At 63.9% G+C, this 23,762-nt stretch carries 26 protein-coding genes; 16 read left to right on the top strand and 10 right to left on the bottom strand.

Annotation, left to right across the window (positions count from 1 at the left end; all coding sequences use genetic code 11):
- Positions 1 to 96: 96 nt before the first annotated feature.
- Complete coding sequence (locus EU803_RS02295) at positions 97 to 576, bottom strand: tetratricopeptide repeat protein (protein WP_165352753.1); 480 nt, start codon at positions 574 to 576, stop codon at positions 97 to 99.
- Here EU803_RS02295 and EU803_RS02290 point away from each other — a divergent pair.
- Complete coding sequence (locus tag EU803_RS02290; RefSeq protein ID WP_129679343.1) at positions 568 to 1,887, top strand: cytochrome c peroxidase; 1,320 nt, start codon at positions 568 to 570, stop codon at positions 1,885 to 1,887. The two genes, EU803_RS02295 and EU803_RS02290, sit on opposite strands and share 9 nt — an antisense overlap.
- Positions 1,888 to 2,115: 228 nt before the next feature.
- Here the strand turns inward: EU803_RS02290 and EU803_RS02285 are convergent, their stop codons facing one another.
- The 3 genes from EU803_RS02285 to EU803_RS02275 form a co-directional block, all read right to left on the bottom strand.
- Positions 2,116 to 2,361, bottom strand: a complete 246-nt coding sequence (locus EU803_RS02285) for a DUF2842 domain-containing protein (protein WP_129679341.1) — start codon at positions 2,359 to 2,361, stop codon at positions 2,116 to 2,118.
- Positions 2,361 to 3,656 carry an adenylosuccinate synthase gene (locus tag EU803_RS02280; protein ID WP_129679339.1) on the bottom strand — a complete coding sequence of 432 codons (1,296 nt, stop codon included), beginning with the start codon at positions 3,654 to 3,656 and terminating at the stop codon, positions 2,361 to 2,363. Before EU803_RS02280 ends, EU803_RS02285 begins: the two co-directional genes overlap by 1 nt.
- Before the next feature lie 69 nt (positions 3,657 to 3,725).
- Positions 3,726 to 4,310, bottom strand: a complete 585-nt coding sequence (locus EU803_RS02275; protein WP_129679337.1) for a hypothetical protein — start codon at positions 4,308 to 4,310, stop codon at positions 3,726 to 3,728.
- A gap of 152 nt (positions 4,311 to 4,462) precedes the next feature.
- Here EU803_RS02275 and EU803_RS02270 point away from each other — a divergent pair, with 152 nt between their 5' ends.
- The 15 genes from EU803_RS02270 to EU803_RS02200 all read left to right on the top strand — a co-directional run bounded on the left by EU803_RS02270 (position 4,463) and on the right by EU803_RS02200 (position 17,356).
- Positions 4,463 to 4,861 (top strand): DUF6524 family protein, encoded by a 399-nt coding sequence (locus EU803_RS02270; protein WP_129679335.1) that lies wholly within the window; start codon positions 4,463 to 4,465, stop codon positions 4,859 to 4,861.
- Positions 4,862 to 4,910: 49 nt separating this feature from the next.
- On the top strand, positions 4,911 to 5,186 hold the full coding sequence (locus EU803_RS02265) for a hypothetical protein (RefSeq protein ID WP_129679332.1): 276 nt from the start codon (positions 4,911 to 4,913) through the stop codon (positions 5,184 to 5,186).
- Between the two features lie 86 nt (positions 5,187 to 5,272).
- A complete protein-coding gene (gene secG / locus EU803_RS02260) occupies positions 5,273 to 5,629 on the top strand; it encodes a preprotein translocase subunit SecG (protein WP_129679330.1) in 357 nt (118 codons plus the stop codon).
- A gap of 179 nt (positions 5,630 to 5,808) precedes the next feature.
- Entirely contained in the window at positions 5,809 to 7,452 is a 1,644-nt protein-coding gene (locus EU803_RS02255; RefSeq protein WP_129679328.1) for a CTP synthase, read from the top strand.
- Positions 7,449 to 8,153 carry a hypothetical protein gene (locus EU803_RS02250; RefSeq protein WP_129679326.1) on the top strand — a complete coding sequence of 235 codons (705 nt, stop codon included), beginning with the start codon at positions 7,449 to 7,451 and terminating at the stop codon, positions 8,151 to 8,153. Before EU803_RS02255 ends, EU803_RS02250 begins: the two co-directional genes overlap by 4 nt.
- Before the next feature lie 87 nt (positions 8,154 to 8,240).
- Positions 8,241 to 9,020, top strand: a complete 780-nt coding sequence (rlmJ, locus tag EU803_RS02245; RefSeq protein WP_129679324.1) for a 23S rRNA (adenine(2030)-N(6))-methyltransferase RlmJ — start codon at positions 8,241 to 8,243, stop codon at positions 9,018 to 9,020.
- A gap of 55 nt (positions 9,021 to 9,075) precedes the next feature.
- A complete protein-coding gene (locus tag EU803_RS02240) occupies positions 9,076 to 9,516 on the top strand; it encodes a TerB family tellurite resistance protein (protein ID WP_129679322.1) in 441 nt (146 codons plus the stop codon).
- Positions 9,516 to 10,313 carry a PhnD/SsuA/transferrin family substrate-binding protein gene (locus tag EU803_RS02235; RefSeq protein ID WP_129679320.1) on the top strand — a complete coding sequence of 266 codons (798 nt, stop codon included), beginning with the start codon at positions 9,516 to 9,518 and terminating at the stop codon, positions 10,311 to 10,313. The genes EU803_RS02240 and EU803_RS02235 overlap by 1 nt, the downstream gene beginning before the upstream one ends.
- Positions 10,314 to 10,391: 78 nt before the next feature.
- Positions 10,392 to 11,168, top strand: a complete 777-nt coding sequence (locus EU803_RS02230; protein ID WP_165352752.1) for an amino acid ABC transporter ATP-binding protein — start codon at positions 10,392 to 10,394, stop codon at positions 11,166 to 11,168.
- Positions 11,169 to 11,200: 32 nt separating this feature from the next.
- Positions 11,201 to 11,920, top strand: a complete 720-nt coding sequence (locus EU803_RS02225; RefSeq protein WP_129679317.1) for a transporter substrate-binding domain-containing protein — start codon at positions 11,201 to 11,203, stop codon at positions 11,918 to 11,920.
- A gap of 54 nt (positions 11,921 to 11,974) precedes the next feature.
- Complete coding sequence (locus EU803_RS02220) at positions 11,975 to 12,859, top strand: ABC transporter permease subunit (protein ID WP_129679315.1); 885 nt, start codon at positions 11,975 to 11,977, stop codon at positions 12,857 to 12,859.
- On the top strand, positions 12,859 to 13,662 hold the full coding sequence (locus EU803_RS02215) for an ABC transporter permease subunit (RefSeq protein WP_129679313.1): 804 nt from the start codon (positions 12,859 to 12,861) through the stop codon (positions 13,660 to 13,662). Before EU803_RS02220 ends, EU803_RS02215 begins: the two co-directional genes overlap by 1 nt.
- A 249-nt stretch (positions 13,663 to 13,911) precedes the next feature.
- Positions 13,912 to 15,246 (top strand): glutamine synthetase family protein, encoded by a 1,335-nt coding sequence (locus EU803_RS02210; RefSeq protein WP_129679311.1) that lies wholly within the window; start codon positions 13,912 to 13,914, stop codon positions 15,244 to 15,246.
- A 64-nt stretch (positions 15,247 to 15,310) separates the two neighbouring features.
- On the top strand, positions 15,311 to 15,991 hold the full coding sequence (locus tag EU803_RS02205) for a type 1 glutamine amidotransferase (RefSeq protein WP_129679309.1): 681 nt from the start codon (positions 15,311 to 15,313) through the stop codon (positions 15,989 to 15,991).
- A gap of 3 nt (positions 15,992 to 15,994) precedes the next feature.
- Positions 15,995 to 17,356: a glutamine synthetase family protein gene (locus EU803_RS02200; protein ID WP_129679308.1), complete on the top strand. Its 1,362-nt coding sequence runs from the start codon at positions 15,995 to 15,997 to the stop codon at positions 17,354 to 17,356.
- On the opposite strand, the gene EU803_RS02195 is transcribed toward EU803_RS02200, so the two are convergent.
- From EU803_RS02195 to EU803_RS02170, 6 genes are all read right to left on the bottom strand, one after another.
- The gene (locus EU803_RS02195) at positions 17,353 to 18,765 is read right to left on the bottom strand and encodes an FAD-binding oxidoreductase (RefSeq protein ID WP_129679306.1); all 1,413 of its coding nucleotides are present in this window, start codon (positions 18,763 to 18,765) and stop codon (positions 17,353 to 17,355) included. The genes EU803_RS02200 and EU803_RS02195 overlap by 4 nt on opposite strands.
- Positions 18,766 to 18,915: 150 nt before the next feature.
- Positions 18,916 to 19,506, bottom strand: coding sequence for a GNAT family protein (locus EU803_RS02190; protein WP_129679304.1), 591 nt, complete (start codon positions 19,504 to 19,506; stop codon positions 18,916 to 18,918).
- Positions 19,506 to 20,771 (bottom strand): pitrilysin family protein, encoded by a 1,266-nt coding sequence (locus EU803_RS02185; RefSeq protein ID WP_129679302.1) that lies wholly within the window; start codon positions 20,769 to 20,771, stop codon positions 19,506 to 19,508. Before EU803_RS02185 ends, EU803_RS02190 begins: the two co-directional genes overlap by 1 nt.
- Complete coding sequence (gene thrC / locus EU803_RS02180) at positions 20,768 to 22,156, bottom strand: threonine synthase (protein ID WP_129679300.1); 1,389 nt, start codon at positions 22,154 to 22,156, stop codon at positions 20,768 to 20,770. The genes EU803_RS02185 and thrC overlap by 4 nt, the downstream gene beginning before the upstream one ends.
- Positions 22,156 to 22,839 carry an SURF1 family protein gene (locus EU803_RS02175; protein WP_129679298.1) on the bottom strand — a complete coding sequence of 228 codons (684 nt, stop codon included), beginning with the start codon at positions 22,837 to 22,839 and terminating at the stop codon, positions 22,156 to 22,158. The genes thrC and EU803_RS02175 overlap by 1 nt, the downstream gene beginning before the upstream one ends.
- Positions 22,840 to 22,940: 101 nt before the next feature.
- Positions 22,941 to 23,756, bottom strand: coding sequence for a cytochrome c oxidase subunit 3 (locus EU803_RS02170; RefSeq protein ID WP_129679296.1), 816 nt, complete (start codon positions 23,754 to 23,756; stop codon positions 22,941 to 22,943).
- Positions 23,757 to 23,762 lie beyond the last annotated feature (6 nt).

Below are 23,762 nucleotides of genomic sequence, written 5' to 3'. Positions count from 1 at the left end.
GCCGTCGCCTACCGATCTGAATTGGCAACGAAGAACCGGTCATTAATGCTTGCTTTTTGAAGCGCATCAAAGTCCCGCAATGCGGACCCGCCCCCCTTACCGGAACGGATATATCCATGGCCGGTAGTCGTCGATCAGCACCTGTGCCCGCGCCCGTTCCTCGGCCGTCATACGTGGGGTCAGCTCTTCCAGTGAATCCGGTGCGTCCACGTCCCCGCCGATGGCCGATAGCGCATACCACAGGTAGGCCCGCACAAGGTCCGGTTCGGGGATGCCGCGCCCGACCTCGTAATACCAGCCCAGCCCGGATTGCGCCCCCGGGTGCCCTTTCAGCGAGGCCCGCAGATACCAGTCGAAGGCCCGCTCGTCGTCCCGTTCCACCCCAAGGCCCAGCGCATACATGACCCCGATCAGCTCTTCCGCGTCGGCATTGCCGGACCGCGCCAGCACCCGGAACTGCGCCATCGCCTCGGTGAACGCGCCCGCCTCCATCAGGTCGCGTGCCTCTTCCAAATCGGCGGCGAAGACCGGGGTTGAGACTGCCAGACAACCTGCCAGAATGATCCTATGAAACATCGTTTTGCCTGCGGTCTTCATCTGGTGCTTGTCCTTCTGGCCGGGTCGCTACGGGCGGACCCCGAACCGATCAGCCTTGATGATTTCCTGCGAGTGGACGCGGCGCAAGCCCGGATCGGGCAGTTGCTGTTCTATGATCCGATCCTCAGCGGCAACCGCAATATTTCCTGCGGCACCTGCCACCACCACGATCAGGGCAGCGGCGACGGGTTAAGCCTTGGGATCGGCGAGGGTGGCGCGGGTGTCGGCCCTGACCGCACCCCCGGCGCGGGCCCCGACCGTATCCGCAAACGCGTGCCGCGCAACGCGCCGGGCTTGTGGAACCTTGGTCACCGCTCCGTCCGGGTCATGTTCCACGACGGGCGGCTGGAGGTGTCTGACCAGTTCGGCAACGGTTTTGACAGCCCGGCCGAGGAATGGCTGCCGCAGGGGTTGGACAACATCCTTGCCGCGCAGGCCCTGTTCCCGCTGACCGCCCAGTTCGAGATGGCGGGCAACGTCGGCGAGAACGAGGTGACAGGCGCGGTCCACGACCGGATCGACCTTGGCTGGCCGGTCATCGCAAAGCGGGTTCGCACTATCCCCGAATACGGCGAGATGTTCGTTTCGGCATTTGAGCACATCGACGACCCAAGCGAGGTGACCATCGTCGAGATCGGCAATGCGCTGGGGGCCTTCATGGCCAGCGAGTGGATCAGCATCGACAGCCCCTATGACCGCTGGCTGGCTGGGGACGCGCCGCTGCCGGAAGACGCGGACCGGGGCCGCGCCTTGTTCTTTGGCCAGGCCAATTGCGCGGCCTGCCATTCGGGGCCCCTTTTCACCGATCAGGCGTTCTATGCCCTTGGCCTGCCGGCCTTTGGCCCCGGCCGCACCCGTCCGTTCGACCCGATGCCGCGCGATGTGGGCCGGATGGGGGAAAGCGACCTGCTGGAGGATGCCTACAGGTTCCGCACCTCGCCCCTGCGCAACGTCGCCCTGACCGCGCCTTATGGCCACAACGGGGCCTATGCGACGCTGGAGGGGATCATCCGCCACCACGCCGACCCGGTGGCCTCTGCGGCCAACTGGACGCCCGCCGATGCGGACCTGCCCGAGGTGCCCTGGCTGGCCGAGGGGGATTTCGCGATCCGTCAGGACCGGCTGGAAATGGCGCGGCAGGCAGCGCGGCTGGATATCGTGCCGGTGGCCCTGACCGAGGAAGACATCGCGGATCTGGTGGCCTTCCTTGAGGCGCTGACAGGGACCGCAGCAGGCACGCGCCCGCTTGGGCGTCCCGACAGGGTGCCGTCTGGCTTGCCGGTGGATTGAAGGGCCGCGCCCGACCCGGGGCGGGCGCTTTGTCCGGGCAGGTCTGCTTGATTTATGGTTCCGCCACGTCGGCGGCCTGTGCTGATTGACACGGCGCAATGCGCCCGCCCTTGGGGCGGGTCGGGCGCGGCCCGGGCTGGTCGCCCGCGCCAAGACCTACTTCCGACTGAAGGAAGGATGATGTTCCGCGCGGCTCGCGCAACGGACAGGCACTCGCCCGCGCCTGTCCTATTCCTCGGCCGGCCCGTTCGGGTCGGCCTTGCCGATCCCCTTGAAGATGAACTTCAGCGGCACCGCCCAAAGCACCCCCAACCCGACATAAATCGCCAGTTCCACAAGGATCGACGGCTTGTCCATCGGGTCGGGATAGAGCAGCCCGATCACCGTGACGGCGGCCACGATATAGACCGGCAACCCGACCAGAAGGATGGCTATCGCCCAGCGTTTCCGCGCCTTGTAGGACAGCCCCGCCATCAGTCGGCGAAGGGGTCGGTGACGAGGATGGTATCCTCGCGTTCGGGCGAGGTGGACAGAAGCGCCACCGGGCAGTCGATCAGTTCTTCGATGCGGCGCACGTATTTGATGGCGGCGGCGGGCAGATCGGCCCAGCTGCGGGCGCCTTCGGTCGACTCCGACCAGCCTTCGATCTCTTCGTAGATCGGGGTGCAGCGGGCCTGCTGATCGGCTGCGGTGGGCAGATAATCCAGCCGTTCACCGTCCAGATCATAGCCGACGCAGATTTTCAGGGTCTCGAACCCGTCCAGCACGTCCAGTTTCGTCAGGCAGATGCCGTTGACGCCCGAGGTGGCGCAGGTTTGACGCACCAGTGCCGCATCGAACCAGCCACAACGGCGCTTGCGCCCGGTGGTGGTGCCGAATTCATGCCCCCGTTCGCCCAGCCGCTGGCCATCCGCGTCGAACAGTTCCGACGGGAACGGGCCTTCGCCCACGCGGGTGGTATAGGCCTTCACGATGCCCAGCACATAGTCGATCGACCCCGGCCCGATGCCGACGCCGGTCGCCGCCTGCCCGGCAATCACGTTCGAGGACGTCACGAAAGGATAGGTGCCGAAATCAATGTCCAGAAGCGCGCCCTGCGCCCCTTCGAACAGGATCCGTTTACCGGCCTTGCGCTTTTCGTTCATCACCTTCCAGACTGGGCCGGCATATTGCAGGATCTGCGGGGCGATTTCCTTGAGTTGCGCGATCAGCGCCTCGCGGTCCACCTCTTCAAAGCCCAGCCCCCGGCGCAGCGGGTTGTGATGCTGAAGCGCGCGGTCGACGCGGGCGATCAGGGTTTCCTCGTCCGCCAGATCGGCCACGCGGATGGCGCGGCGGCCGACCTTGTCCTCGTAGGCGGGCCCGATGCCGCGCCCGGTGGTGCCGATCTTGGTGCCTTTCGAAGCGGCCTCTTCCCGGGCCCGGTCCAATTCTCCGTGGATCGGCAGGATCAGCGGCGTGTTTTCCGCGATCATCAGGGTTTCGGGGCTGATCTCGACGCCCTGTCCCCGGATCGTTTCAATCTCTTTCAGCAGGTGCCAGGGGTCCAGCACGACGCCGTTGCCGATCACCGACAGCTTGCCGCCGCGCACCACGCCCGAGGGCAGCGCATGCAGCTTGAACACCGCCCCGTCGATCACCAGCGTGTGGCCCGCGTTGTGGCCGCCCTGGAACCGGGCGATGACATCGGCCCGTTCGGACAGCCAGTCCACGATCTTGCCCTTGCCTTCGTCGCCCCACTGCGCGCCGACAACCACCACATTCGCCATGATCGGAATCCCCTTTGGATCAAACCCGCGCCCGTATAGCCGCCCGCGCCGCCCAGCGAAACCGGATTTTCAATACGGGTAGCTGTGTGGTGCGTACCGAACCCAATCCATTTCGCCATAGCTCCAAATATAGATGTGCTCGGCTGAGCGGGCTTCGCCATTGCTCGCCATGAACCAATTGGACCCTGCTCCGAGCCGACGCTGAACGGCCTCGGTGAAAGTTGGCAGGTCGATCACCTCCAACCCGAGCGCCGATGCCTTTCTAAATGCGACCATTCGGGTCCATTCATTCTGAACCGTTGCGGGAACAGAGATGAGAACCGCGACCATGATTCCGGCCCAAATCAGCAGCGGCCACCCTGAGCGCGGGATGGTACGCATCCCAAGTAAGAGCACGGCTGCAAAAACAGCCACGAAAGGCCACAAGCCAAGGCCCCCGCCGCGCAGGACATTTCCTGCAATGACCCAAGGAAAAGCGACGACAGAGAGGACCAAATCCAACGGGTCCGCCCGGATCTTGAACCAGAGAACAAGACTGATCAAGACGAGGGAAACTGCGATCATTCGCTGTCCAAACCGGCGAAACAGCCAGAACAGGGCCAACCCCTGCATCAGGAAAAGGAATGCCATGATCGACAAAACGACGAGTATCATTTCATTCCTCATTTCCGCCCGCGATCCATGTACATAGATCTGATACAAGTCCGAGATCGAATGGACCTGCACCGGTCCCGTTCTGTGGCTAGACTAACGCCGCCCACACCGCCATTCTTGGCTTGAACAGAATTTTCTGAGAGGGCGTGCAGATGGTTGGTTTTGGGATCCGGTGGGCGTTTGCCTTTGTCCTTCTGGCCGCGACCTATAACCCGACCGGCTGGAACCTGACCCGTTGGGGGATGGAAAACTGGGAAACCCAGATGCCGCTGACCCTGTTTCTGGGGCTGCTTCTGCTGGTGGGCTACATCATCTATCTGCGGGCGACCCTGCGGTCGATCGGGCTGTTCGGGATGGTGCTGATCCTGCTGATCGCGGCGACCTTCCTTTGGGTTCTGTACGACTACGGCTGGATCAGCCTTGAAGACCCAACCGTGAACACATGGATCGGTCTTGCCCTGATGTCGCTGGTCCTTGGAATCGGGTTGAACTGGAGCCATGTGCGCCGCCGCCTGTCCGGCCAGTCCGACATAGATGATGTCGACGAATAGTCCAGACGCGGCCCCATTTCTGCCGGGTTGAGCGGGCATCGTCGCCCGCATGAGACCGTCCTACTACATCGGCCGCGGCCTGTATTTCCTGTCACTGGCCTGTCTGGTCCTGGTTGCCCTCATCGTCGGGAGCCTCGCGATGGCCCACCCCGAAGGGATCGGCTGGGCCATCATCTTCGGAGTTTTCATGGGGATCCCGGCGATGGCCTTCTTCGTGGCGATGCGCGGATTGGGGTTGCATGAGCGGGCGGATAGGCCCGATCCCGAGCATTACCTGACCCTGCCGGATGGCACGGTCGTCCGCCGCGACGGTGACGCGCCCTAGACTGCGTATTTCCACGGTTTGGGGTTGCGGCGACGGCCCCTTGCTTCTAGATACCTCCCGTTCACGACAGGCAGAATGAGAGCCCCATGGAAAACGTTGTCCTTGTCATCCACCTGATCCTTGCGCTTTCGCTGATCGGTATCGTGCTGATCCAGCGGTCCGAGGGCGGCGGCCTTGGCATGGGCGGCGGCGGTGGCGGCGTCATGTCGGCCCGCAGCGCGGCAACCGCACTGGGCAAGCTGACCTGGATCCTTGCCATCGGGTTCATCTGCACCTCGATCGCGCTGACGATCATCGCAGCCGAAAAATCCGCCGGGGCCTCTGTCGTCGACGGCGCACCTGCCGCGACCGAAGAAGCCGCCCCGGCCGACACCGGGCTTGGCACCGATCTTCTGCCGCCGACCGGTAGCGATACGGAATCGCTCCTGCCCGGCGCAAACTAAGGCCGAAACCACAACCTGTTGCCGCCCGATGGGTGGCAATTACAGGATATTGCGTATCCGGTTGCGTTCGCGGGGCGAATCCGGTTATACTTAAATCCCGTGAGTATGTGGCCCGATGGACCGAACAACGGGCCGCATTTCCTGAAAATTTGGAATGAACGAACGGGGGACGGCCACCGATGGCGCGCTATATTTTCATTACGGGTGGTGTTGTCTCTTCCCTTGGCAAGGGGCTGGCCTCGGCCGCATTGGGCGCGCTGTTGCAGGCCCGTGGCTTTTCCGTGCGGTTGCGCAAACTTGACCCCTATCTGAACGTCGATCCCGGCACCATGTCGCCCTTTGAACATGGCGAGGTTTTCGTGACCGACGATGGGGCGGAAACCGACCTGGACCTTGGCCACTACGAACGGTTCACCGGCGTCCCCGCCCGCAAGACCGATTCCGTGTCTTCGGGCCGGATCTATTCCAACGTGCTGGAACGGGAACGGCGGGGCGATTATCTGGGCAAGACCATTCAGGTCGTTCCCCATGTCACCAACGAGATCAAGGATTTCATCCGCATCGGCGAAGACGAGGTCGATTTCATGCTGTGCGAGATCGGCGGCACCGTGGGCGACATCGAAGGCCTGCCGTTTTTCGAGGCGATCCGCCAGTTTGCGCATGAAAAGCCGCGCGGCGAATGCATCTTCATGCATCTGACACTGCTGCCCTATCTGGCCGCCAGTGGCGAGTTGAAGACCAAGCCGACCCAGCACTCGGTCAAGGAATTGCAATCCATCGGCCTTGCCCCCGATGTGTTGGTCTGCCGGTCCGAACATCCGATCCCGGAAAAGGAACGCGAAAAGATCGCCCTGTTCTGTAACGTCCGCAAAGAGGCCGTGGTCGCCGCCTATGACCTGAAGTCGATTTACGAAGCCCCGCTCGCCTATCACAACGAAGGGCTGGATCAGGCGGTTCTGGACGCCTTTGGCATTTCGCCCGCACCGAAACCGAACCTTGAGAAATGGCTGGATGTGCAGGACCGCATCCACAACACCGATGGCGAGGTCAAGGTGGCCATCGTCGGCAAATACGTGCAGTTGGAAGACGCCTATAAGTCGATCAAAGAGGCGCTGACCCATGGCGGCATGGCCAACCGGGTCAAGGTCAACGTCGAATGGGTCGATGCCGAGGTCTTTGACCGCGAAGACGCCGCCCCACATCTGGAAGGTTTCCACGCGATCCTTGTTCCTGGTGGCTTTGGCGAACGCGGCACCGAGGGCAAGATCAAGGCCGCCGAGTTTGCCCGCACACGCAAGATCCCCTATCTGGGCATCTGTCTGGGGATGCAGATGGCGGTGATCGAGGCCGCCCGGAACGTCGCCGGTCTGGAAAAGGCCGGGTCCGAAGAGTTCGACCACGAAGCCGGGGAAAAGCGGTTCGAGCCGGTCGTCTATCACCTGAAGGAATGGGTGCAGGGCAACCACAAGGTCGAACGCAAGGCGGATGACGACAAGGGCGGCACCATGCGCCTTGGCGCCTATAGCGCGACGCTGGTCGAAGGGTCGCGGGTGGCCGAGATCTATGGGGATACCAAGATCGAGGAACGCCACCGCCACCGTTACGAGGTGGACATGAAATACCGCGACAAGCTGGAGGCCTGCGGGCTGCAGTTTTCCGGGGTCAGCCCCGATGGCCGCCTGCCCGAGATCGTCGAATGGAAGGACCACCCGTGGTTCATCGGCGTCCAGTATCACCCGGAGCTGAAGTCGAAACCCTTCGACCCGCACCCGCTATTCGCCGATTTCGTGCGGGCCGCCGTGGAAACCTCGCGGTTGGTATGATCCGCTGGGGCCTTGTGTTCTGGGCGGCATTTGCCGCCCTGCCAGCACAGGCCGACGTTCTCCGCGCAGACTATGCCGAGTTGGCCGGTCGCCTTGCCGGGCGGCTGGATTTCGAGGACTTCGTCCGCAAGCCAGAGCCGGGAATGTCGGTCGACAGCCTGATCGAGGCTGAGGGGATCACCTTGGGCGAGCATGTCGTCGGGCGACCGCCCCAGACGGTTCCCGGTCCCGGTCCCGGCCAGTTCGATGCGTTCTTCAATTTGATGGGTCTGCCGCCAGACCTGCCCATCGCGCCCGGAGTACCGGGGCGGAACATGGCCGTTTCCCTACACGACGGGCTGGGGTCGAATGCCCTCTACCCACTTGGACCGGTTGGGTTTCCGGATGTCGGGGCGCTTGGAGAGGGCACCATTGCCGTCCGCTTTGATTCCGACCAGACCGAATTTGGCTTTCGTCTGCACGCCGATTACGACGACCCCTTGGGCAGTCGGCCCGCGCCGGGGCGCGCCTTTCTCATGATCTTTGGGCGGGACGGGGCGCCGATCGGGTTCGATGTCATCCGCTTGCGCCATGGCCCGATGGACCTTGCCTGGCGCATAGACGGGGGACCGGGGGCCGCCGGGTTCACGCTGGCCCCGGATGACCCCCCCGGCTATGCGCTGGACGATTTCATCTTTGCGCTTGTCGCCCCCGCCAGCTAGGACCGGGGTGGTGGGTTGAAACCCACCTTACCCCGCACAGACCCCGTAAGGTGGGTCTTGACCCACCTGACCCGAAAGGCCCCGGCCATGCTGTCCTATCAACACGCCTATCACGCCGGGAACATGGCCGATGTGCACAAGCACGCAGTTCTGGCCTGGGTGCTGGATTACATGGGGCAAAAGCCGAAACCCCTGTCCTATTTCGAAACCCATGCGGGCCGGGGCCTCTATCACCTTGACGCGGTCGAGGCGCAAAAGACCGGCGAGGCGGCGGCCGGGATCGACGTGGTGGACCGTCTGGGTTGGTTCGCCCCGGATCACCCCTTTGCCCGCGCCCTTGCGACCATCCGCGCCACCCATGGGCCCCGCGCCTATCCCGGATCGCCCCTGATCGCGGCAGAGGTTCTGCGCGGCGAGGACAGCCTGCGCCTTGCCGAGTTGCATCCGCAAGAGGTTGCCGCCCTGCGCGAGGTCATGGGCCTTGGCGCCCAGATCGACCAGCGCGACGGGCTGGAGCTGATCCTGTCCGCCGTGCCGCCCGATCCGGGCCGGGGCGTGCTGCTGGTGGACCCGCCCTACGAGGTGAAGGCAGATTACGACACCATGGCCCAGTTCCTGCGCCGGGTGCATCGCAAATGGCCGGTGGGCGTGCTGATCCTGTGGTATCCGATCCTGCGGGACCGTCGCCACGCCCCGATGCTGTCGGCGCTGGAACATGCGATCCCCGGCGGCACCCGGCACGAGGTCGCCTTTCCCCCGGCCCGCGAAGACCACGGGATGGTCGGGTCGGGTCTGTTCATCGTGAACCCGCCCTACGGGCTGGAGGCGGAACTGGCCCAGCTGTCGGCGCATTTCGCGGCTTTGTGATCCCGGCTACGCTTGCCTCTTCCCCGCGCGGGATTGCTGGCCTATGTCTTGTTTCATGTTCGCTGATCTTCTCAAGCGCCTGACGGCCCCCGCCCCCGCCCCGTTGCCCGATACGGATGCACGGCTTGCCCTTTGTGCCCTTCTGGTGCGGCTGGCCAAGGCCGACGGGGATTATCAGGTGGTCGAGATCGCGTTGATCGACCGGATGATCGCCGCCCGCTATGATCTGAACCCGGTCGAGGCGGCCAAACTGCGCGCACAGGCCGAGGCGCTGGAACATGACGCCCCCGATACGGTCCGGTTCACCCGCGCGATCAAGGATGCGGTCCCCTACGAGGACCGCGAGGCGGTGATCGAGGCGCTGTGGCGCATCGTGCTGGCCGATGGCATCCGCGAAGAACACGAGGACCAGCTGATGCGCATGGTCGCGCCGATGCTGGGCGTCAGCGATCAGGACAGCAACCGCATCCGCCTGTCGCTGGAGCGGCCTGCCTGATGTATGCCGCCTTGCCGATGTACGACCGGCCGCAGCACGCCGCGGCGCATGATGCCCTGTGGGTGCTGATCCGGGATGGTCTGCGCGGCCGGGGCATCGCTGCCACCGACGTTTTGGACCGCGACACCGGCCATATGGACGGCTGGGCCCGGCCCGATCTTGTCCTGTCGCAGATCTGCAACCTGCCGTGGCGCGCCCGGTTTCGGGGCAAGGTCACACTGATTGGCGCCGCGGACTATGGCATTCCGGGCGTCGATCCCGGCTATTACACTTCGGTCTTTGTGGTCCGGGCGGACGATCCGGCCACCGACCCGGCCACCTGCGCCGACTACCGGCTGGCCTATAACGAACCGCTGTCGAATTCGGGCTATGGCGCGCCCCAGCTTTGGGCCGCGGCGCGGGGGTTCCAGTTTACCCCGCACATCCGCACCGGATCGCATCGCGACAGCATGGAGGCGGTGGCCGAGGGTCGCGCGGATATTGCCGCCATCGACGCGCATACCTACTGGGTGCAGGGGCAGATCGACGATCCGCTGGTCCCCCGGCTTCGGGTTATCGGCACCACGGACGCAACCCCCGGCATGACCTTCGTCACCCGCCCCGGGCAGGACCCGGCCCCCTATTTCGCGGCCATTGCCGAGGCAATCGCCGCCCTGCCCGCCCGGCACAGCGAAACCCTGCGGTTGCGCGGCATCCATTCCCTGCCTGACAGCGCCTATGACATCCCCCTGCCGACCCCGCCCGAGGAAGTGCCGGATCGGCAAGTCGCGCTTGCCGTTTCGGGCAAAGCGACCTAGCGTCAAGCCACAAAGGGCGTTGCAAAGTGGCGGAATTTCCGCCCTACTCAGCCCCTGAACAGGGAAGAGCTGCCGACCGTGACAACTGAAACACCCGTGATCGAAATCCGCGACCTGCACAAATCCTATGGGTCGCTTGAGGTGCTCAAGGGCGTCGATATCAAGGCCAATGCAGGCGATGTGGTGTCGCTGATCGGATCGTCTGGGTCCGGCAAATCCACGCTTCTGCGCTGCGCCAATCTTCTGGAAGACAGCCAGCAGGGCGATGTCCTGTTCTGCGGCGAGCCGGTCAAATGGGGGGGCAGCGGGCTGAACCGCCATCCCGCCGACCATGCTCAGATGATCCGCATCCGCACCAACCTGTCGATGGTGTTTCAGCAGTTCAACCTGTGGTCCCATATGACCATCCTGCAAAACGTGATGGAGGCCCCGGTCACCGTTCTGAAGCGGGACAAGGCCGAGGTCGAGGACGCCGCCCGGAAATACCTTGCCAAGGTGGGGATCGGCGACAAATGCGATGCCTACCCGGCCCAGCTTTCGGGGGGTCAGCAGCAGCGCGCGGCGATTGCCCGCGCCCTGTGCATGGAACCCAAGGCCCTGTTGTTCGATGAACCGACATCGGCGCTGGACCCGGAGCTGGAGCAGGAAGTTGTGCGGGTGATCAAGGATCTGGCCAGCGAGGGCCGGACGATGATCATCGTGACCCACGATATGCGAATGGCCCATGATGTTTCGGATCACGTCGTGTTCCTGCACATGGGCAAGATCGAAGAGGAAGGCGCCCCCGCCCACCTGTTCGGCAACCCACAGACCGACCGGCTGCGGCAGTTCCTGTCCGCCACCGTTCCGGCCTGACCTTGAAGATCAACAACAACTGGGAGAATACCATGAAGAAACTTATGCTCTCCACGGCGATCGCGGCCTTTGCCGCCGGGGCCGCCTATGCGGAAAGCCACAGCGTTGTCCGCATGGGCACCGAAGGCGCCTACCCTCCGTGGAACTTCATCAATGACGCCGGCGAGGTTGACGGGTTCGAGCGTGAACTGGGTGACGAGCTGTGCGCCCGCGCCGAACTGACCTGTGAATGGGTCACCAACGAGTGGGATTCGATCATCCCGAACCTCGTGTCCGGCAACTACGACACCATCATCGCGGGCATGTCGATCACCGACGAACGCGACGAGGTCATCGACTTTACCCAGGCTTACACCCCGCCGGATCCGTCGTCCTACCTTGCGATGGACGCAGGTCTTGACGTGACCGGCGCCGTGATCGCCGCGCAGGCTGCGACCATTCAGGCCGCCTATGTCGCCGAACAGGGCTGGACCCTTGTCGAATTCCCGACGCCCGAGGAAACCGTGAACGCGGTCCGCAATGGCGAGGCCGATGCGGTTCTGGCCGACAAAGCCTATCTTGAACCCTTCTCGGGTCAGGATGGCCTGGTCCTGCTTGAGCGGTCGGAAATGATCGGCGGCGGTGTCGGCGTCGGCGTGCGCGAATCCGATGGCGAACTGAAGGCCGCCCTCGACGCGGCGATCCAGTCCATGAAGGACGACGGGTCGCTGAACGCGCTGATCGAAAAGTGGGAAGTCGCCAGCACCTGGTAAGACCCCAAGCGACCCCCGCGCATCCAGCGCGGGGGTCTTTCCTGATGGACGCCCATGTTCGAATTCTGCGCTGAACCCGATACCCTCGGCCGCATCCAGTGGCTTTCGTGCTACCTGACCACGGGCAAGCACATGAATTTCTATTGGTCGTTCCTGACGGTCCTAGTACTTCTGGCCATCACCGCCCCCACCGCCCTTCTGTTCGGCTTTGGCGGGGCCACGGCGGCCCGCAGCGCCTTTGCCCCGCTGCGCTGGTTCGGCAAGGCCTATATCGCGATTGTTCGGGGCGTGCCCGATATCGCGTTTTTCCTGTTCTTCGTGATCGCGCTGGACCAGCTGTTCGAATATATCCGCCACCGGATCAAATGCCCCGACTGGGTCGATCCGATCTGGCAGGGTAACGATTTTATCGTCTGCACTGCGGCCAAGCTGCCCTTGGGCAATGCGCCCCAATGGGTGCATGAAACCTATGGGTTTTTCCTTGCGGTGTTGACCTTTGCCATCGTCTTTGGCGCCTTTGCCGCCAACGTTCTTTATGGCGCGATGCAGGCCGTGCCCCGCGCCCAGCTTGAAACCGCCGAGGCCTATGGCATGTCCCGCCGTCAGGTGTTCCGCCGCATCCTTGTGCCGCAGATGTGGCTTTATGCTCTGCCCGGTCTATCGAACCTGTGGATGATCCTGATCAAGGCGACGCCACTTCTGTTCCTTCTGGGGGTCGAGGATATCGTCTATTGGGCCCGCGAACTGGGCGGGTCGATCAACGAACGGTTCACCGATTACCCGCATGGCGACTGGCGCATCTGGTATTTCCTTGGGCTGCTGATCTTCTACCTTGCCTTCACCCGCGTCTCTGAAATCGCCTTTGACCGGCTGACCCGGCGGCTGACCCACGGGCAGGCCACCATCGGCGGCGAAGCCATGCGGAAGGCGGCGACATGATGACCTGCTGGGAAACCATTCAGGCCTATGGGCTGCGGTCCATCGGCATCGGCGAACGGCTGCTGCCGCGCGACGATTTCACCCTGTGCCAGCAATTCACCCTGATCGGATCGGGGATGATCTGGAACCTGTACTACGGACTTGTGGCCATCGCGGTCGGCTTCTTCATCGCCTCGGCCCTTGCGGTGGCCAAGGGATCGGCCAACCGCTGGCTGCGCAAGCCCGCCGAATGGTTCATCTTCGTGTTCCGGGGCTCGCCGCTGTTCATCCAGTTCTTCTTTGCCTACTTCCTGTTCCTGAGCCTCAAGCAATACGGGATCATGCCCTGGCTGACCTCGGCGCAGGCCGGGGCGCTGATCGTGCTGATCCTCAACACCTCGGCCTATTCGGCGGAAATCTTCTATGGCGCGCTGCGGGCCGTGCCCAAGGGCGATGTCGAGGCCGCGGATGCCTATGGCCTGTCCGGCTGGCCCCGGTTCAAGCGGATCATCTGGCCCACCATGCTGCGCCTTGCCTGGCCCGCCTATACGAACGAAGCGATCTTTCTGTTCCACGCCACCGCGCTGGTGTCCTTTTCCGGCTTTCCGACCTGGGGGCAGCGGGGCGACGCGCTGTATTACGCCAGCTATTTCGCCGACAAGACGTTTAATCCCTTCGTCCCCTACCCGATCCTGGCCTTCTATTTCATCCTGCTGACCCTGACCGTGATCGCCATTTTCGGCCGGGTGAACAGGCAGCTGAACCGCCACCTGCCCAAGGAACGGCGGCAGAAGATGCGCCTGCGGATGAACCTGATCCGCTGACCTGCGCAGCGGGGCGAAAGATTTCGCTTGCCTGCCCCGCTGTCGCCAGAGTATCCAACATATGATCAAATTTTTCCGGTGATCCCGAACCGCCGCGATTCTTGACGAAACGCGGGCAGTCAGGCGCTACAACCGGCTTTCAAGAATTTGATCATAATCATTGGGCCAAGGGCATGGCCGCACTGTCTGCGCGACGCGCTGTCGCCGCATCCATTCGCCACCGTGCCCTGGTCCCCCATAGGTGAGACCATGACAAGCTGGCTTGACGCCCACCCGGAATACAAAAGCATCCGCGCCGGGGCGGCGGACCTGAACGGACAGGCGCGCGGCAAACGGATCCCGATCCGCTTTGCCCGCAAGATCGAAGAAGAGGGGATGCGGTTCCCCCTGTCGGTGCTGAATCTTGATATCTGGGGCGAGGATGTCGAAGACAGCCCGCTCGTCTTTGAAATCGGCGACCCCGACGGCGTGCTGCAACCGACCGAGCGGGGCTATGTTCCGATGCCCTGGCTCCACTCTCCTTCGGCGCTGTTGCCGCTGTGGATGTATACCGAAGACGGACAGCCCTTTGGCGGCGATCCGCGCCATGCGCTGGCCCGCGTGGTGGACCGGTACAAGGCGCTCGGCATGACCCCGGTCGTGGCGACCGAGATGGAGTTTTACCTTGTCGACGATTCGGGTCGCGAGTTGCGGCAGCCCGCCTCGCCCCGGTCCGGCAAGCGCCGTCCGGGCGCGGAAATCCTGTCGCTTCGGGCGCTGGACGCCTTCGACAACTTCTTCAACGATCTTTACGACGGCTGCGACCTTATGGGGATCGAGACCGAGGCCGCCACATCCGAAGTCGGCCTTGGCCAGTTCGAGATCAACCTTGTCCATGTGGACGACGCCCTGCGCGCCGCCGACGATGCATGGCTGTTCAAGATGCTGGTGCGCGGGTTGGCGCGGAAACATGACATGGCCGCCAGCTTCATGGCCAAGCCCTATGAAGACTACGCCGGGAACGGGATGCATGTGCACTTCTCGGTCATCGACAAGGACGGAAACAACCTGTTTGCCGACGGCACGCATGAAGGCACGCCGCTGCTGCGGCAGGCGATCGCGGGCTGTCTGATGGGCATCCCCGACCTTGCGCTGATCTTCGCCCCGCATGGCAACTCTTACGACCGGCTGGTGCCTGAAAGCCATGCGCCGACCGGGGTCTGCTGGGCCTATGAAAACCGCACCGCCAGTGTCCGCGTGCCGGGCGGCAGCCCCGCCGGGCGCCGGGTGGAACACCGGGTCGCCGGGGGCGACGTGAACCCCTACCTGTTCCTTGCCGCCGTGCTTGGCTCTGCCCTCGTGGGGATCGAGGACGGGCTGACCCCGCCGCCACCGATTTCCGGAAACGCCTATGAACAGGATCTTCCGCAGATCCCCGCCACATGGGCCGAAGCGATCGACGCGCTGGAAGAAAGCGCGCTGGCCAAGCGGATCCTGCCGGAACAGCTGATCCAGAACTTCGTTCTGACCAAGCGGCAGGAACTGCATTACTTCCGCGAGCTTAGCCCAAACGAAAAGCTGGACCTCTACCTCGACACGGTCTGACAGCCCGCTTGTGGCAAATCACAAGCGCGCGTAACCTGACCCCTGACAACACCATTGGTGACCCATGAAGATCGGTATTTTGCAAGCAGGGCATTCGCCCGACGCCCTGAAGGATGATTGGGGCGACTACGGATCGTTTTTTGAAAAGATGCTGGGCGACCGGGGATTCGACACGGCGGTCTATTCCGTCGTGGATATGGACTTCCCGCAGGGCGTTCAGGACTGTGACGGCTGGCTGATCACCGGGTCGCGGCACGGGGCCTATGACGACCTGCCGTTCATCCCCCTGCTGGAGGATTTCATCCGCAGCGCCTTTGCCGCCGCCGTCCCCATGGTCGGGGTCTGCTTTGGCCATCAGATCATCGCGCAGGCCCTTGGCGGCAAGGTCGAGAAATTCGCCGGCGGCTGGGCCGTGGGCCGGACCGAATACGACATGGGCGGCGAAACGGTCGTGCTGAACGCATGGCATCAGGATCAGGTCACCGCCATTCCCGACGGGGCCGAGGTCTGCGCCAGCAACGATTTCTGCAAATACGCGGCGTTGGTCTACGACACCCGCGCCTTCACCGTGCAACCCCACCCGGAGTTTGAACCGGGCTTTGTAAAGGGGCTTGCCGAAACCCGAGGTCGGGGTGTCGTGCCTGACCCGCTGCTGGACGCGGCGATCGACAATACGGACCGGCCCGTCGACAACGCCGCCTTTGCGCAGCGCATCGCCCGGTTCTTCAATGAGAGAAAGCTCTGACCCATGAGCACCGACTGGACATCAAAACTGCCCGACGCGGCCAAGGAATACCTGACCGGCCGTAGGCTGGACGAGGTGGAATGCATCATCTCGGACCTGCCTGGCATCGCGCGGGGCAAGGCCGTTCCGGCCTCGAAGTTCGGCAAGCAACCCTATTTCCACCTGCCCGATTCCATCTTCTACCAGACCATCACCGGTGACTGGGGTGAAGCCGCGGGCGAGGAAGGGTTTATCGAACGCGACATGATCCTGAAACCGGACATGTCCACCGCCAGCGCCGCGCCCTGGACCGGGGACTGGACGCTTCAGGTGATCCACGACGCCTATGACCGCAAGGACCGGCCGATCCCCTACAGCCCGCGCAATGTGCTGAAGCGGGTGGTCGATCTGTATCGCAAGCAAGGCTGGGAACCCGTGGTCGCCCCGGAGATGGAGTTCTACCTTGTTGCCCGGAACCTTGATCCGGCCAAGAAGATCGAGCCGATGATGGGCCGGTCGGGCCGCCCCGCCGCCGCGCGTCAGGCCTATTCCATGACCGCCGTCGACGAATTCGGCCCGGTGATCGACGATATCTACGACTTTGCCGAGGCGCAGGGGTTCGAGATTGACGGGATCACCCAGGAAGGCGGCGCCGGCCAGTTGGAGATCAACCTGCTGCACGGCGACCCCGTCAAGCTTGCCGACGAAGTGTTCTATTTCAAACGCTTGATCCGCGAGGCGGCGATGCGCCACGATTGCTTCGCCACCTTCATGGCCAAGCCGATTGCCGAAGAACCGGGCAGCGCCATGCATATCCACCATTCGGTGGTGGATATCGAAACCGGGCAGAATATCTTCTCGGGTCCGCAGGGTGGCGAGACCGATGCCTTTTTCCACTTCCTTGGCGGGATGCAGAAATACCTGCCCTCGGCCATCGCTGTTCTGGCGCCCTATGTGAACAGCTATCGCCGCTATGTCCGCGACCACGCCGCGCCGATCAACCTGGCCTGGGGTCGCGACAACCGCACCACCGGTATCCGGGTGCCGCTGTCCAGCCCGGCCAGCCGCCGGATCGAAAACCGGCTGGCAGGAATGGATTGCAACCCCTACCTCGGGATCGCGACCTCGCTGGCCTGCGGCTATCTTGGGATGATGAACGAATGCTGGCCCGCCAAGCAGTTCAAGGGCGATGCCTATGACGGAGAGGAAGACATCCCCCGCGTCATGGGCGACGCGCTGGACGTGTTCGAAGCGGCAACCGAAATGCACGAGGTTCTGGGCGAGGAATTCGCGCGGGTTTATTCCATCGTGAAGCGCACAGAATACGAAGAGTTCCTGCAGGTGATCAGCCCGTGGGAACGGGAACACCTGCTGCTCAACGTCTAGCCTTTCGCCCGCAGCACCGCGCCGGGGTTCATGATCCCGGCGGGGTCCAGCGCGTCCTTGATCCGGCGCATCAGCTGCAATTTCACCGGATCAGCATAGCGTTCAAGGTCCCCCACCTTGAGCCGCCCGACCCCGTGTTCGGCGCTGACCGATCCGCCCAGCTCATGCACAAGGTCATGGACGCAGGTCTTGATCGCCTCGCGCTGGTCCAGATGCTCCGCCTTGTCCCGCCCCTGAAGCGGGAAGACGTTGTAATGCAGGTTCCCGTCGCCAAGGTGCCCGAAACAATTGATCCGGAAGTCGCCCATCGCGGCCAACGCCCGCCCGCCCCGGTCAATGAATTCAGGGATCAGCGACAGGGGCACAGACACGTCATGGGACGAGATCGACCCGATCCGCCGATTGGCCAACGGGATAGATTCCCGGATCGACCAAAGCGCGGCGGCCTGCGCATCGGAACTGGCCACCACCCCGTCGGTGACGATCCCAGCCGCAAACGCCTCGGCGAAGAGGCTTTCCAGAACATCGACCGGCACAATGCCCGTGGGCAGGCCAAGGTCGATCAGAACCATCCAATCGGGCTGTTCGGCAAAGGGGCGGGACACCTCAGGCCCGACCTCGGACAGGAAATCGGGGCCCTGCCGGTGGATCAGTTCGAAGGCGGAAATGGTTTCGCCGACCCGCGCGCCCGCCAGCGCCAGCAGGTCCAGCGCCGCCGCGGGATCGGGCACCGCCAGCATCGCCACCCCATGGGCGGCGGGCCGGGGCGACAGGCGCAGCGCGGCGGCGGTGATGATCCCAAGGCTGCCCTCTGATCCGATGAACAGGTCGCGCAGGTCATAGCCGGTGTTGTCCTTGCGCAGCCGGGTCAACCCGTTCCAGACCTCGCCCTGCGCCGTCACCACCTCAAGCCCCAGAACCTGCGCCCGGGCGTTGCCATAGCGCAGCACGTTGACCCCGCCCGCGTTGGTCGCCAGAAGGCCCCCAATCCGCGCCGACCCTTCCGAGGCGAGGGACAGGGGGAACAACCGGTCGGCACCGGCGGCAGCGGCCTGCACATCGGCGAGGATCGCGCCCGCCTCGACCACCAGGACGTTCTCGCTGGGCAGCAGGTCGCGAACCCGGGTCATTCGCTCCAGCGACAGGACCACGGGCGCGGGGCCATCGGCCATAATCTGCCCGCCCACCAGCCCGGTGCCGCCGCCATAGGGCACGACCCCCACGCCCGCCGCCGCACAGGCGCGGACGATCTCGGCCACCTCATCGGTATTGGCGGGTGCCAGGACGAAACCCTGCCCCTGCCAGCGGCCGCGCGGTTCTTCGAAATACCCGGCGCCCGCGCGCAGCGCACCGGGCGCAAGGCGGGCTGCCAGGCCTCCAACAAACTCTGCCGTCGCTGGGTTCAGCATCCTGTCCGCCCTCTCGCGCAGGGTGGGTCAAGACCCACCTTACTCCCCCACTCTCATTTTGCCCCAAATACTCCGGGGTGAATGGCCCGGGCACCGGGCCAGTGGGGCAGCGCCCCTCAATCGTAAGGTGGGTTTCAACCCACCGCCCCCTCAGGCCAGACCGACCCCGGTCTTGCCGCGCCGGTCATGGCGCAGGTTGGCGTAAAGCACATGATTGCGCCAGCGTCCGTTGATCTGAAGATAGCTTTGCGCCACGCCCTCATATTTATAGCCGCAGGTTTCCAGCAGGCTGCGCGACGGCGTGTTTTCCGGCAGGCAGCCCGCTTCGATCCGGCTCAGGTCAAGGTTGGTAAAGGCATAGTGGACCAGCGCCGTGATCGCCTCGCGCATGTATCCGTGCCGGGCGTAGGGTTCGCCGATCCAATATCCGGTGGTGCCCGCCTGCGCCGGGCCGCGCCGGATATTGTCCAGTGTGATCGCCCCCAAGAGCGCCTGATCCTCGCGCCGGATCAGGAACAGCGGCACCGCCGATCCGTTGTTGATCGACCGCTGCGCCCAATAGACCCGGTTGGTAAAGGCCTTGCGGCTCAGGTGATCCTCGGCCCAGGTGGGTTCCCACGGGGTCAGGAAATCGCGGCTGATCCGGCGCAGGTTGGCCCAATCCCGAAAATCGCCATGCATCGGCGGGCGCAGGGTCATCCGTTCGGTTTCGATCCGAACCTTGCGCCGGGTCCCAAGCATCAGGCGACAAGCCTTTCGCGGATCTCCTCCAGCCGCGGGGCAGCCTCTGCCGGGCCATAGACGGCCAGCGCCGTTCCCACCCGCCCGACAAGGTCTTCGCCGAACCGGCGCACCTCGTCGACGGTCACCGCGTCGATCTTGTCCACGGTTTCCTCAAGGCTGGGAATGCGGTCCCAGATCTGCAGCATCCGCGCCAGACGTTCGGCCCGGTTCGACGGGCTTTCCAGCCCCATCAGCATCCCGGCCTTCATCTGGGCCCGGGCGCGGGCGACCTCGGCCTCGGTCATGTCCTCGGCGGCGCGCTTCATTTCATCCACGGTGATGGTGGCCAGTTCGGCGATCTGTTCGGCGGATGTGCCCGCATAGACGGTCGTCATGCCGGTGTCGTCATAGGCCCCGGCCTGCGCGAAGATGGTATAGCACAGGCCCCGCCGTTCGCGGATTTCCTGGAACAGACGCGACGACATTCCGCCGCCCAGGGCGATGGAATGGATCTGCGCAGCAAAGATCATCGGGTCGCGGTAATCCGGCCCTTCGAAGGCCAGCGCGAAATGCACCTGTTCAAGCGGCTTCAGCGCCCGGTGTTCGCCGCCCTTGAACAGGGCCGGCACCGCCTTTTCGGCCGCGCGGACGCGGGGCAGATGCCCGAACAGCGCCTCGGCCTGCCGCACGATCGCCTGATGGTCGACCGCCCCCGCCGCCGCCAGGATCATCTGGTCCGGCCCATAGCGTTCCCCGACGAAGCCTGCGAGGTCATCGCGGGTAAAGGCCCGGACCCGTTCGACCGGGCCAAGGATCGTCCGGCCCAGCGGCTGATCGGGATAGGCCGCTTCCTGCAACCAATCGAACACGATGTCATCGGGCGTATCCAGCGCCTGCCCGATCTCTTGCAGGATCACGCCGCGCTCCACCTCGATCTCGGCGGGGTCGAAGACGGGGTTCACAAGGATATCCGCGATCAGGTCAAGTCCCAGCGGCACGTCCTCTTCCAGCACCCGCGCGTAATAGGCGGTGGTTTCCCGGCTGGTATAGGCGTTGATATAGCCGCCCACATCCTCGATCTGTTCGGCGATCTGAAGCGCGCTGCGGGTCTTGGTGCCCTTGAACGCCATATGTTCAAGGAAATGGGCAATCCCGTTCTGTTCGGCCCGTTCGTGCCGCCCCCCGGCCATGACCCAAACCCCGATCGAGGCCGATTTCAGCCCCGGCATGTTTTCAGTCACGATCCGAAGGCCGTTGGGAAGCGTGTGCAGTTGGACGGTCAAGCGCGGCGCCTTTCGCGGATCAGCGCGGTCAGCGCGCCAAGGTCATTGGGGACGCGGGTCACCCGTTCGTCCCGGTCGAACAGGTCGGCCATGCGCGGCGGCAGGGCGGGCCGGATACCGGAGGCCCGTTCCACCGCGTCGGGGAACTTGGCCGGGTGCGCCGTGGCCAGCGTGATCATCGGCACCTCGGACAGGAACCCTTCGGCCACTTTCACGCCTACGGCGGAATGCGGGCACAAAAGCTCGCCCGAGGCGGTCTTTTCCGACCGGATCGTGGCCAGCGTTTCCTCCTCGGATGCCCGACCGCTGTCGAACTGTTCCTTCAGCCAGTCATAGGCCCCTTGGCTGACGTGAAACTCGCCCTTGTCCTTCAGGTCGGCCATCTGTTCGGCCACCACCCCGCCATCGCGCCCATAGGCGTCGAACAGGGCGCGTTCGAAGTTGGAGGAGACCTGAATATCCATCGACGGGCTGATCGAGGGGGAGACGCCCTGTTTCTTCTGGACGCCGGTTTCCAGCGTCCGGTGCAGGATGTCGTTCTGGTTGGTGGCGACCACCAGCCGGTCAATCGGCAGCCCCATCCGCTTGGCGATATAGCCCGCGAAGATGTCACCGAAATTGCCGGTCGGCACGGTAAAGCTGACTTCGCGGTGCGGCGCCCCAAGGCTGACGGCAGAGGAGAAGTAATAGACCACCTGCGCCAGAACCCGGCCCCAGTTGATCGAATTGACCCCGGCAAGACCGACCTCGTCCCGGAACGCGAAGTCGTTGAACATATCCTTCAACGCGGCCTGACAATCGTCGAAGTCGCCATCCAGCGCCAGCGCGTGCACGTTCGCTTCTGCGGGCGTGGTCATCTGGCGGCGCTGCACCTCGGACACGCGGCCATGCGGGAACAGGATGAACACATCGACGTTGTCGAGCCCCCTGAACGCCTCGATCGCGGCAGAGCCGGTATCGCCCGAGGTTGCACCAACGATGGTGATCCGCTTGCCGGACCGGGTCAGCGAGGCCTGGAACATCTGGCCGATCAGCTGCATCGCGAAGTCCTTGAACGCGAGCGTCGGGCCGTGGAACAGTTCCAACAGGAAATGGTTCGGCGCAAGCTGCACCAGCGGCGCGCGGGCGGCATGGCCAAAGCCTGCATAGGCGGCGTCGATCAGCCCCTTGAATTCCGCATCCGTGAATGTGTCGCCGATGAACGGGCGCATGACCGCAAAGGCGATCTCTTCATAGGATTTGCCTGCCAGCGCCGCGATCTCGTCCTTGGTCAGGGTCGGCACGGTTTCGGGCACATACAAGCCCCCGTCGCGGGCCAGCCCGGTCATCATTGCGTCTTCGAAGGTCAGCGCCGGGGCCTGACCCCGGGTCGAGATATAGCGCATTAGTTTTCGTCCCTGCGGATGCGATAGATCAGATACAAGGTCATCACGGCCCAGACCAGAGCCAAGAGGAACCATGTGATGGCATATTCACGGTGATCGTTCTTGATCCCGAATGTGTCTACGGGCAGCGGCGTCAAACGCGGGTCCGGGTGCGACGCGGTCCGCAGGACAACCATGGTCGGTTCGGTTTGCAGCACCTCGGCCATGGCGGTGACATCCCGCGCATACCAAAGGTTGCTTGCAAGGTCGGGATCGGGGGTCGAGGAGGTCTTGTCGTCCGGCCAGATCAGGTTGCCTGTCACCTCGTTGACCACGTCGACCTGCGGCAGCGGCGGTTCGGCCTTGCGCGCCTCGGGCAAGAGGCCGTGGTCCAGCAGGACGCGCCGCCCGTCGGTGGTTTCAAAGGCGGTGATGATCCGGTAGCCGATCCCCATCGCGGTGCCCGATGTGAACACCCGGTGTTCCGGCCCGACCGCCACGCCGGTCATCCGGACCGACAGGTAGTTCTGGGTGTCATAGTCGGGACTGTCCGGCAGGGGCACCGGATCCTGTGCGATCCGCGCGTCCATCATGGCCAGAAGGTCCAGTTTCCAGTCCAGCCGCTGCAGCTGCCAGGTGCCCAGCCACAGAAGGACCGCGCAGCCGGTAACGCCCATCAGGACCGGGAAGAACAAGCGCCGCATGGTCGCTTCTCCTGTCTTCTCAAAAGGGAACGCGCGGGGCAGGTTCCCCGCGCGTCCGATGTTGTTTGTCAAAGCGGGGGCGGGGTCAACCCCGCGCCTGCTTAGCCGCCCCAGATGTAGACGGCAGCGAAGAGGAACAGCCAGACAACGTCCACGAAGTGCCAGTACCAGGCGGCGGCCTCGAAGCCGACGTGCTGCTGCTGGGTGAAGTGGCCGCGCTGCACGCGGATCAGGCAGACCAGCAGGAAGATGGTGCCGATGATCACGTGGAAGCCGTGGAAACCGGTCGCCATGAAGAAGTTGGCGCCATAGATGTTGCCCGACAGGCCAAAGGCCGCGTGGCTGTATTCGTAGGCCTGGAAGAACGTGAACAGCACGCCCAGCAGCACCGCTAGGATCAGCCCCTGCTTGATGTCGCGGCGGTTGTTTTCATGCACCAGCGCGTGGTGCGCCCAGGTCGCGGCACAGCCGGACAGAAGCAGGATCAGGGTGTTCATCAGCGGCAGGTGCCACGGATCGAAGGTTTCGATGCCGGCCGGCGGCCAGACGCCATCGACCGCCGGGCTTTCCGGCCCCATCGGGTACATGGCGTGTTTGAAGAAGCTCCAGAACCAGGCGAAGAAGAACATCACCTCGGACATGATGAAGAGGATGAAGCCATACTTCAGACCGATCTGAACGACCGGGGTATGGTCAACGCCGCCTTCGCCTTCGGACACGACATCCGACCACCAGGCGAACATGGTGTAGAGCACCAGGGCAAGGCCGATCAGGAAGACGTAGGGCTGGTTGGACGAGGCCTGCGGAGACATCCACAGCACGGCGCCGAACAGCATGATGAAGGCCCCGATGGCGCCGGTGAACGGCCAGATCGAAGGCGGTAGAATGTGGTAGTCGTGGTTCTTTTCGTGAGCCATGTCGGT

Source organism: Loktanella sp. IMCC34160 (genome assembly GCF_004145845.1).
Classification (GTDB): Bacteria; Pseudomonadota; Alphaproteobacteria; order Rhodobacterales; family Rhodobacteraceae; genus SELP01.
This window is presented reverse-complemented; position numbering and strand designations above follow the sequence as displayed.

Excerpts from the sequence above, each read along its gene's own strand:
- EU803_RS02290 (WP_129679343.1), top strand. The coding sequence starts at position 568 with ATGAAACATCGTTTTGCCTGCGGTCTTCATCTGGTGCTTGTCCTTCTG.
- EU803_RS02295 (WP_165352753.1), bottom strand. The coding sequence starts at position 576 with ATGTTTCATAGGATCATTCTGGCAGGTTGTCTGGCAGTCTCAACCCCG.
- EU803_RS02285 (WP_129679341.1), bottom strand. The coding sequence starts at position 2,361 with ATGGCGGGGCTGTCCTACAAGGCGCGGAAACGCTGGGCGATAGCCATC.
- EU803_RS02280 (WP_129679339.1), bottom strand. The coding sequence starts at position 3,656 with ATGGCGAATGTGGTGGTTGTCGGCGCGCAGTGGGGCGACGAAGGCAAG.
- EU803_RS02275 (WP_129679337.1), bottom strand. The coding sequence starts at position 4,310 with ATGATACTCGTCGTTTTGTCGATCATGGCATTCCTTTTCCTGATGCAG.
- EU803_RS02270 (WP_129679335.1), top strand. The coding sequence starts at position 4,463 with ATGGTTGGTTTTGGGATCCGGTGGGCGTTTGCCTTTGTCCTTCTGGCC.
- EU803_RS02265 (WP_129679332.1), top strand. The coding sequence starts at position 4,911 with ATGAGACCGTCCTACTACATCGGCCGCGGCCTGTATTTCCTGTCACTG.
- secG (WP_129679330.1), top strand. The coding sequence starts at position 5,273 with ATGGAAAACGTTGTCCTTGTCATCCACCTGATCCTTGCGCTTTCGCTG.
- EU803_RS02255 (WP_129679328.1), top strand. The coding sequence starts at position 5,809 with ATGGCGCGCTATATTTTCATTACGGGTGGTGTTGTCTCTTCCCTTGGC.
- EU803_RS02250 (WP_129679326.1), top strand. The coding sequence starts at position 7,449 with ATGATCCGCTGGGGCCTTGTGTTCTGGGCGGCATTTGCCGCCCTGCCA.
- rlmJ (WP_129679324.1), top strand. The coding sequence starts at position 8,241 with ATGCTGTCCTATCAACACGCCTATCACGCCGGGAACATGGCCGATGTG.
- EU803_RS02240 (WP_129679322.1), top strand. The coding sequence starts at position 9,076 with ATGTTCGCTGATCTTCTCAAGCGCCTGACGGCCCCCGCCCCCGCCCCG.
- EU803_RS02235 (WP_129679320.1), top strand. The coding sequence starts at position 9,516 with ATGTATGCCGCCTTGCCGATGTACGACCGGCCGCAGCACGCCGCGGCG.
- EU803_RS02225 (WP_129679317.1), top strand. The coding sequence starts at position 11,201 with ATGAAGAAACTTATGCTCTCCACGGCGATCGCGGCCTTTGCCGCCGGG.
- EU803_RS02220 (WP_129679315.1), top strand. The coding sequence starts at position 11,975 with ATGTTCGAATTCTGCGCTGAACCCGATACCCTCGGCCGCATCCAGTGG.
- EU803_RS02215 (WP_129679313.1), top strand. The coding sequence starts at position 12,859 with ATGACCTGCTGGGAAACCATTCAGGCCTATGGGCTGCGGTCCATCGGC.
- EU803_RS02210 (WP_129679311.1), top strand. The coding sequence starts at position 13,912 with ATGACAAGCTGGCTTGACGCCCACCCGGAATACAAAAGCATCCGCGCC.
- EU803_RS02205 (WP_129679309.1), top strand. The coding sequence starts at position 15,311 with ATGAAGATCGGTATTTTGCAAGCAGGGCATTCGCCCGACGCCCTGAAG.
- EU803_RS02200 (WP_129679308.1), top strand. The coding sequence starts at position 15,995 with ATGAGCACCGACTGGACATCAAAACTGCCCGACGCGGCCAAGGAATAC.
- EU803_RS02195 (WP_129679306.1), bottom strand. The coding sequence starts at position 18,765 with ATGCTGAACCCAGCGACGGCAGAGTTTGTTGGAGGCCTGGCAGCCCGC.
- EU803_RS02190 (WP_129679304.1), bottom strand. The coding sequence starts at position 19,506 with ATGCTTGGGACCCGGCGCAAGGTTCGGATCGAAACCGAACGGATGACC.
- thrC (WP_129679300.1), bottom strand. The coding sequence starts at position 22,156 with ATGCGCTATATCTCGACCCGGGGTCAGGCCCCGGCGCTGACCTTCGAA.
- EU803_RS02175 (WP_129679298.1), bottom strand. The coding sequence starts at position 22,839 with ATGCGGCGCTTGTTCTTCCCGGTCCTGATGGGCGTTACCGGCTGCGCG.
- EU803_RS02170 (WP_129679296.1), bottom strand. The coding sequence starts at position 23,756 with ATGGCTCACGAAAAGAACCACGACTACCACATTCTACCGCCTTCGATC.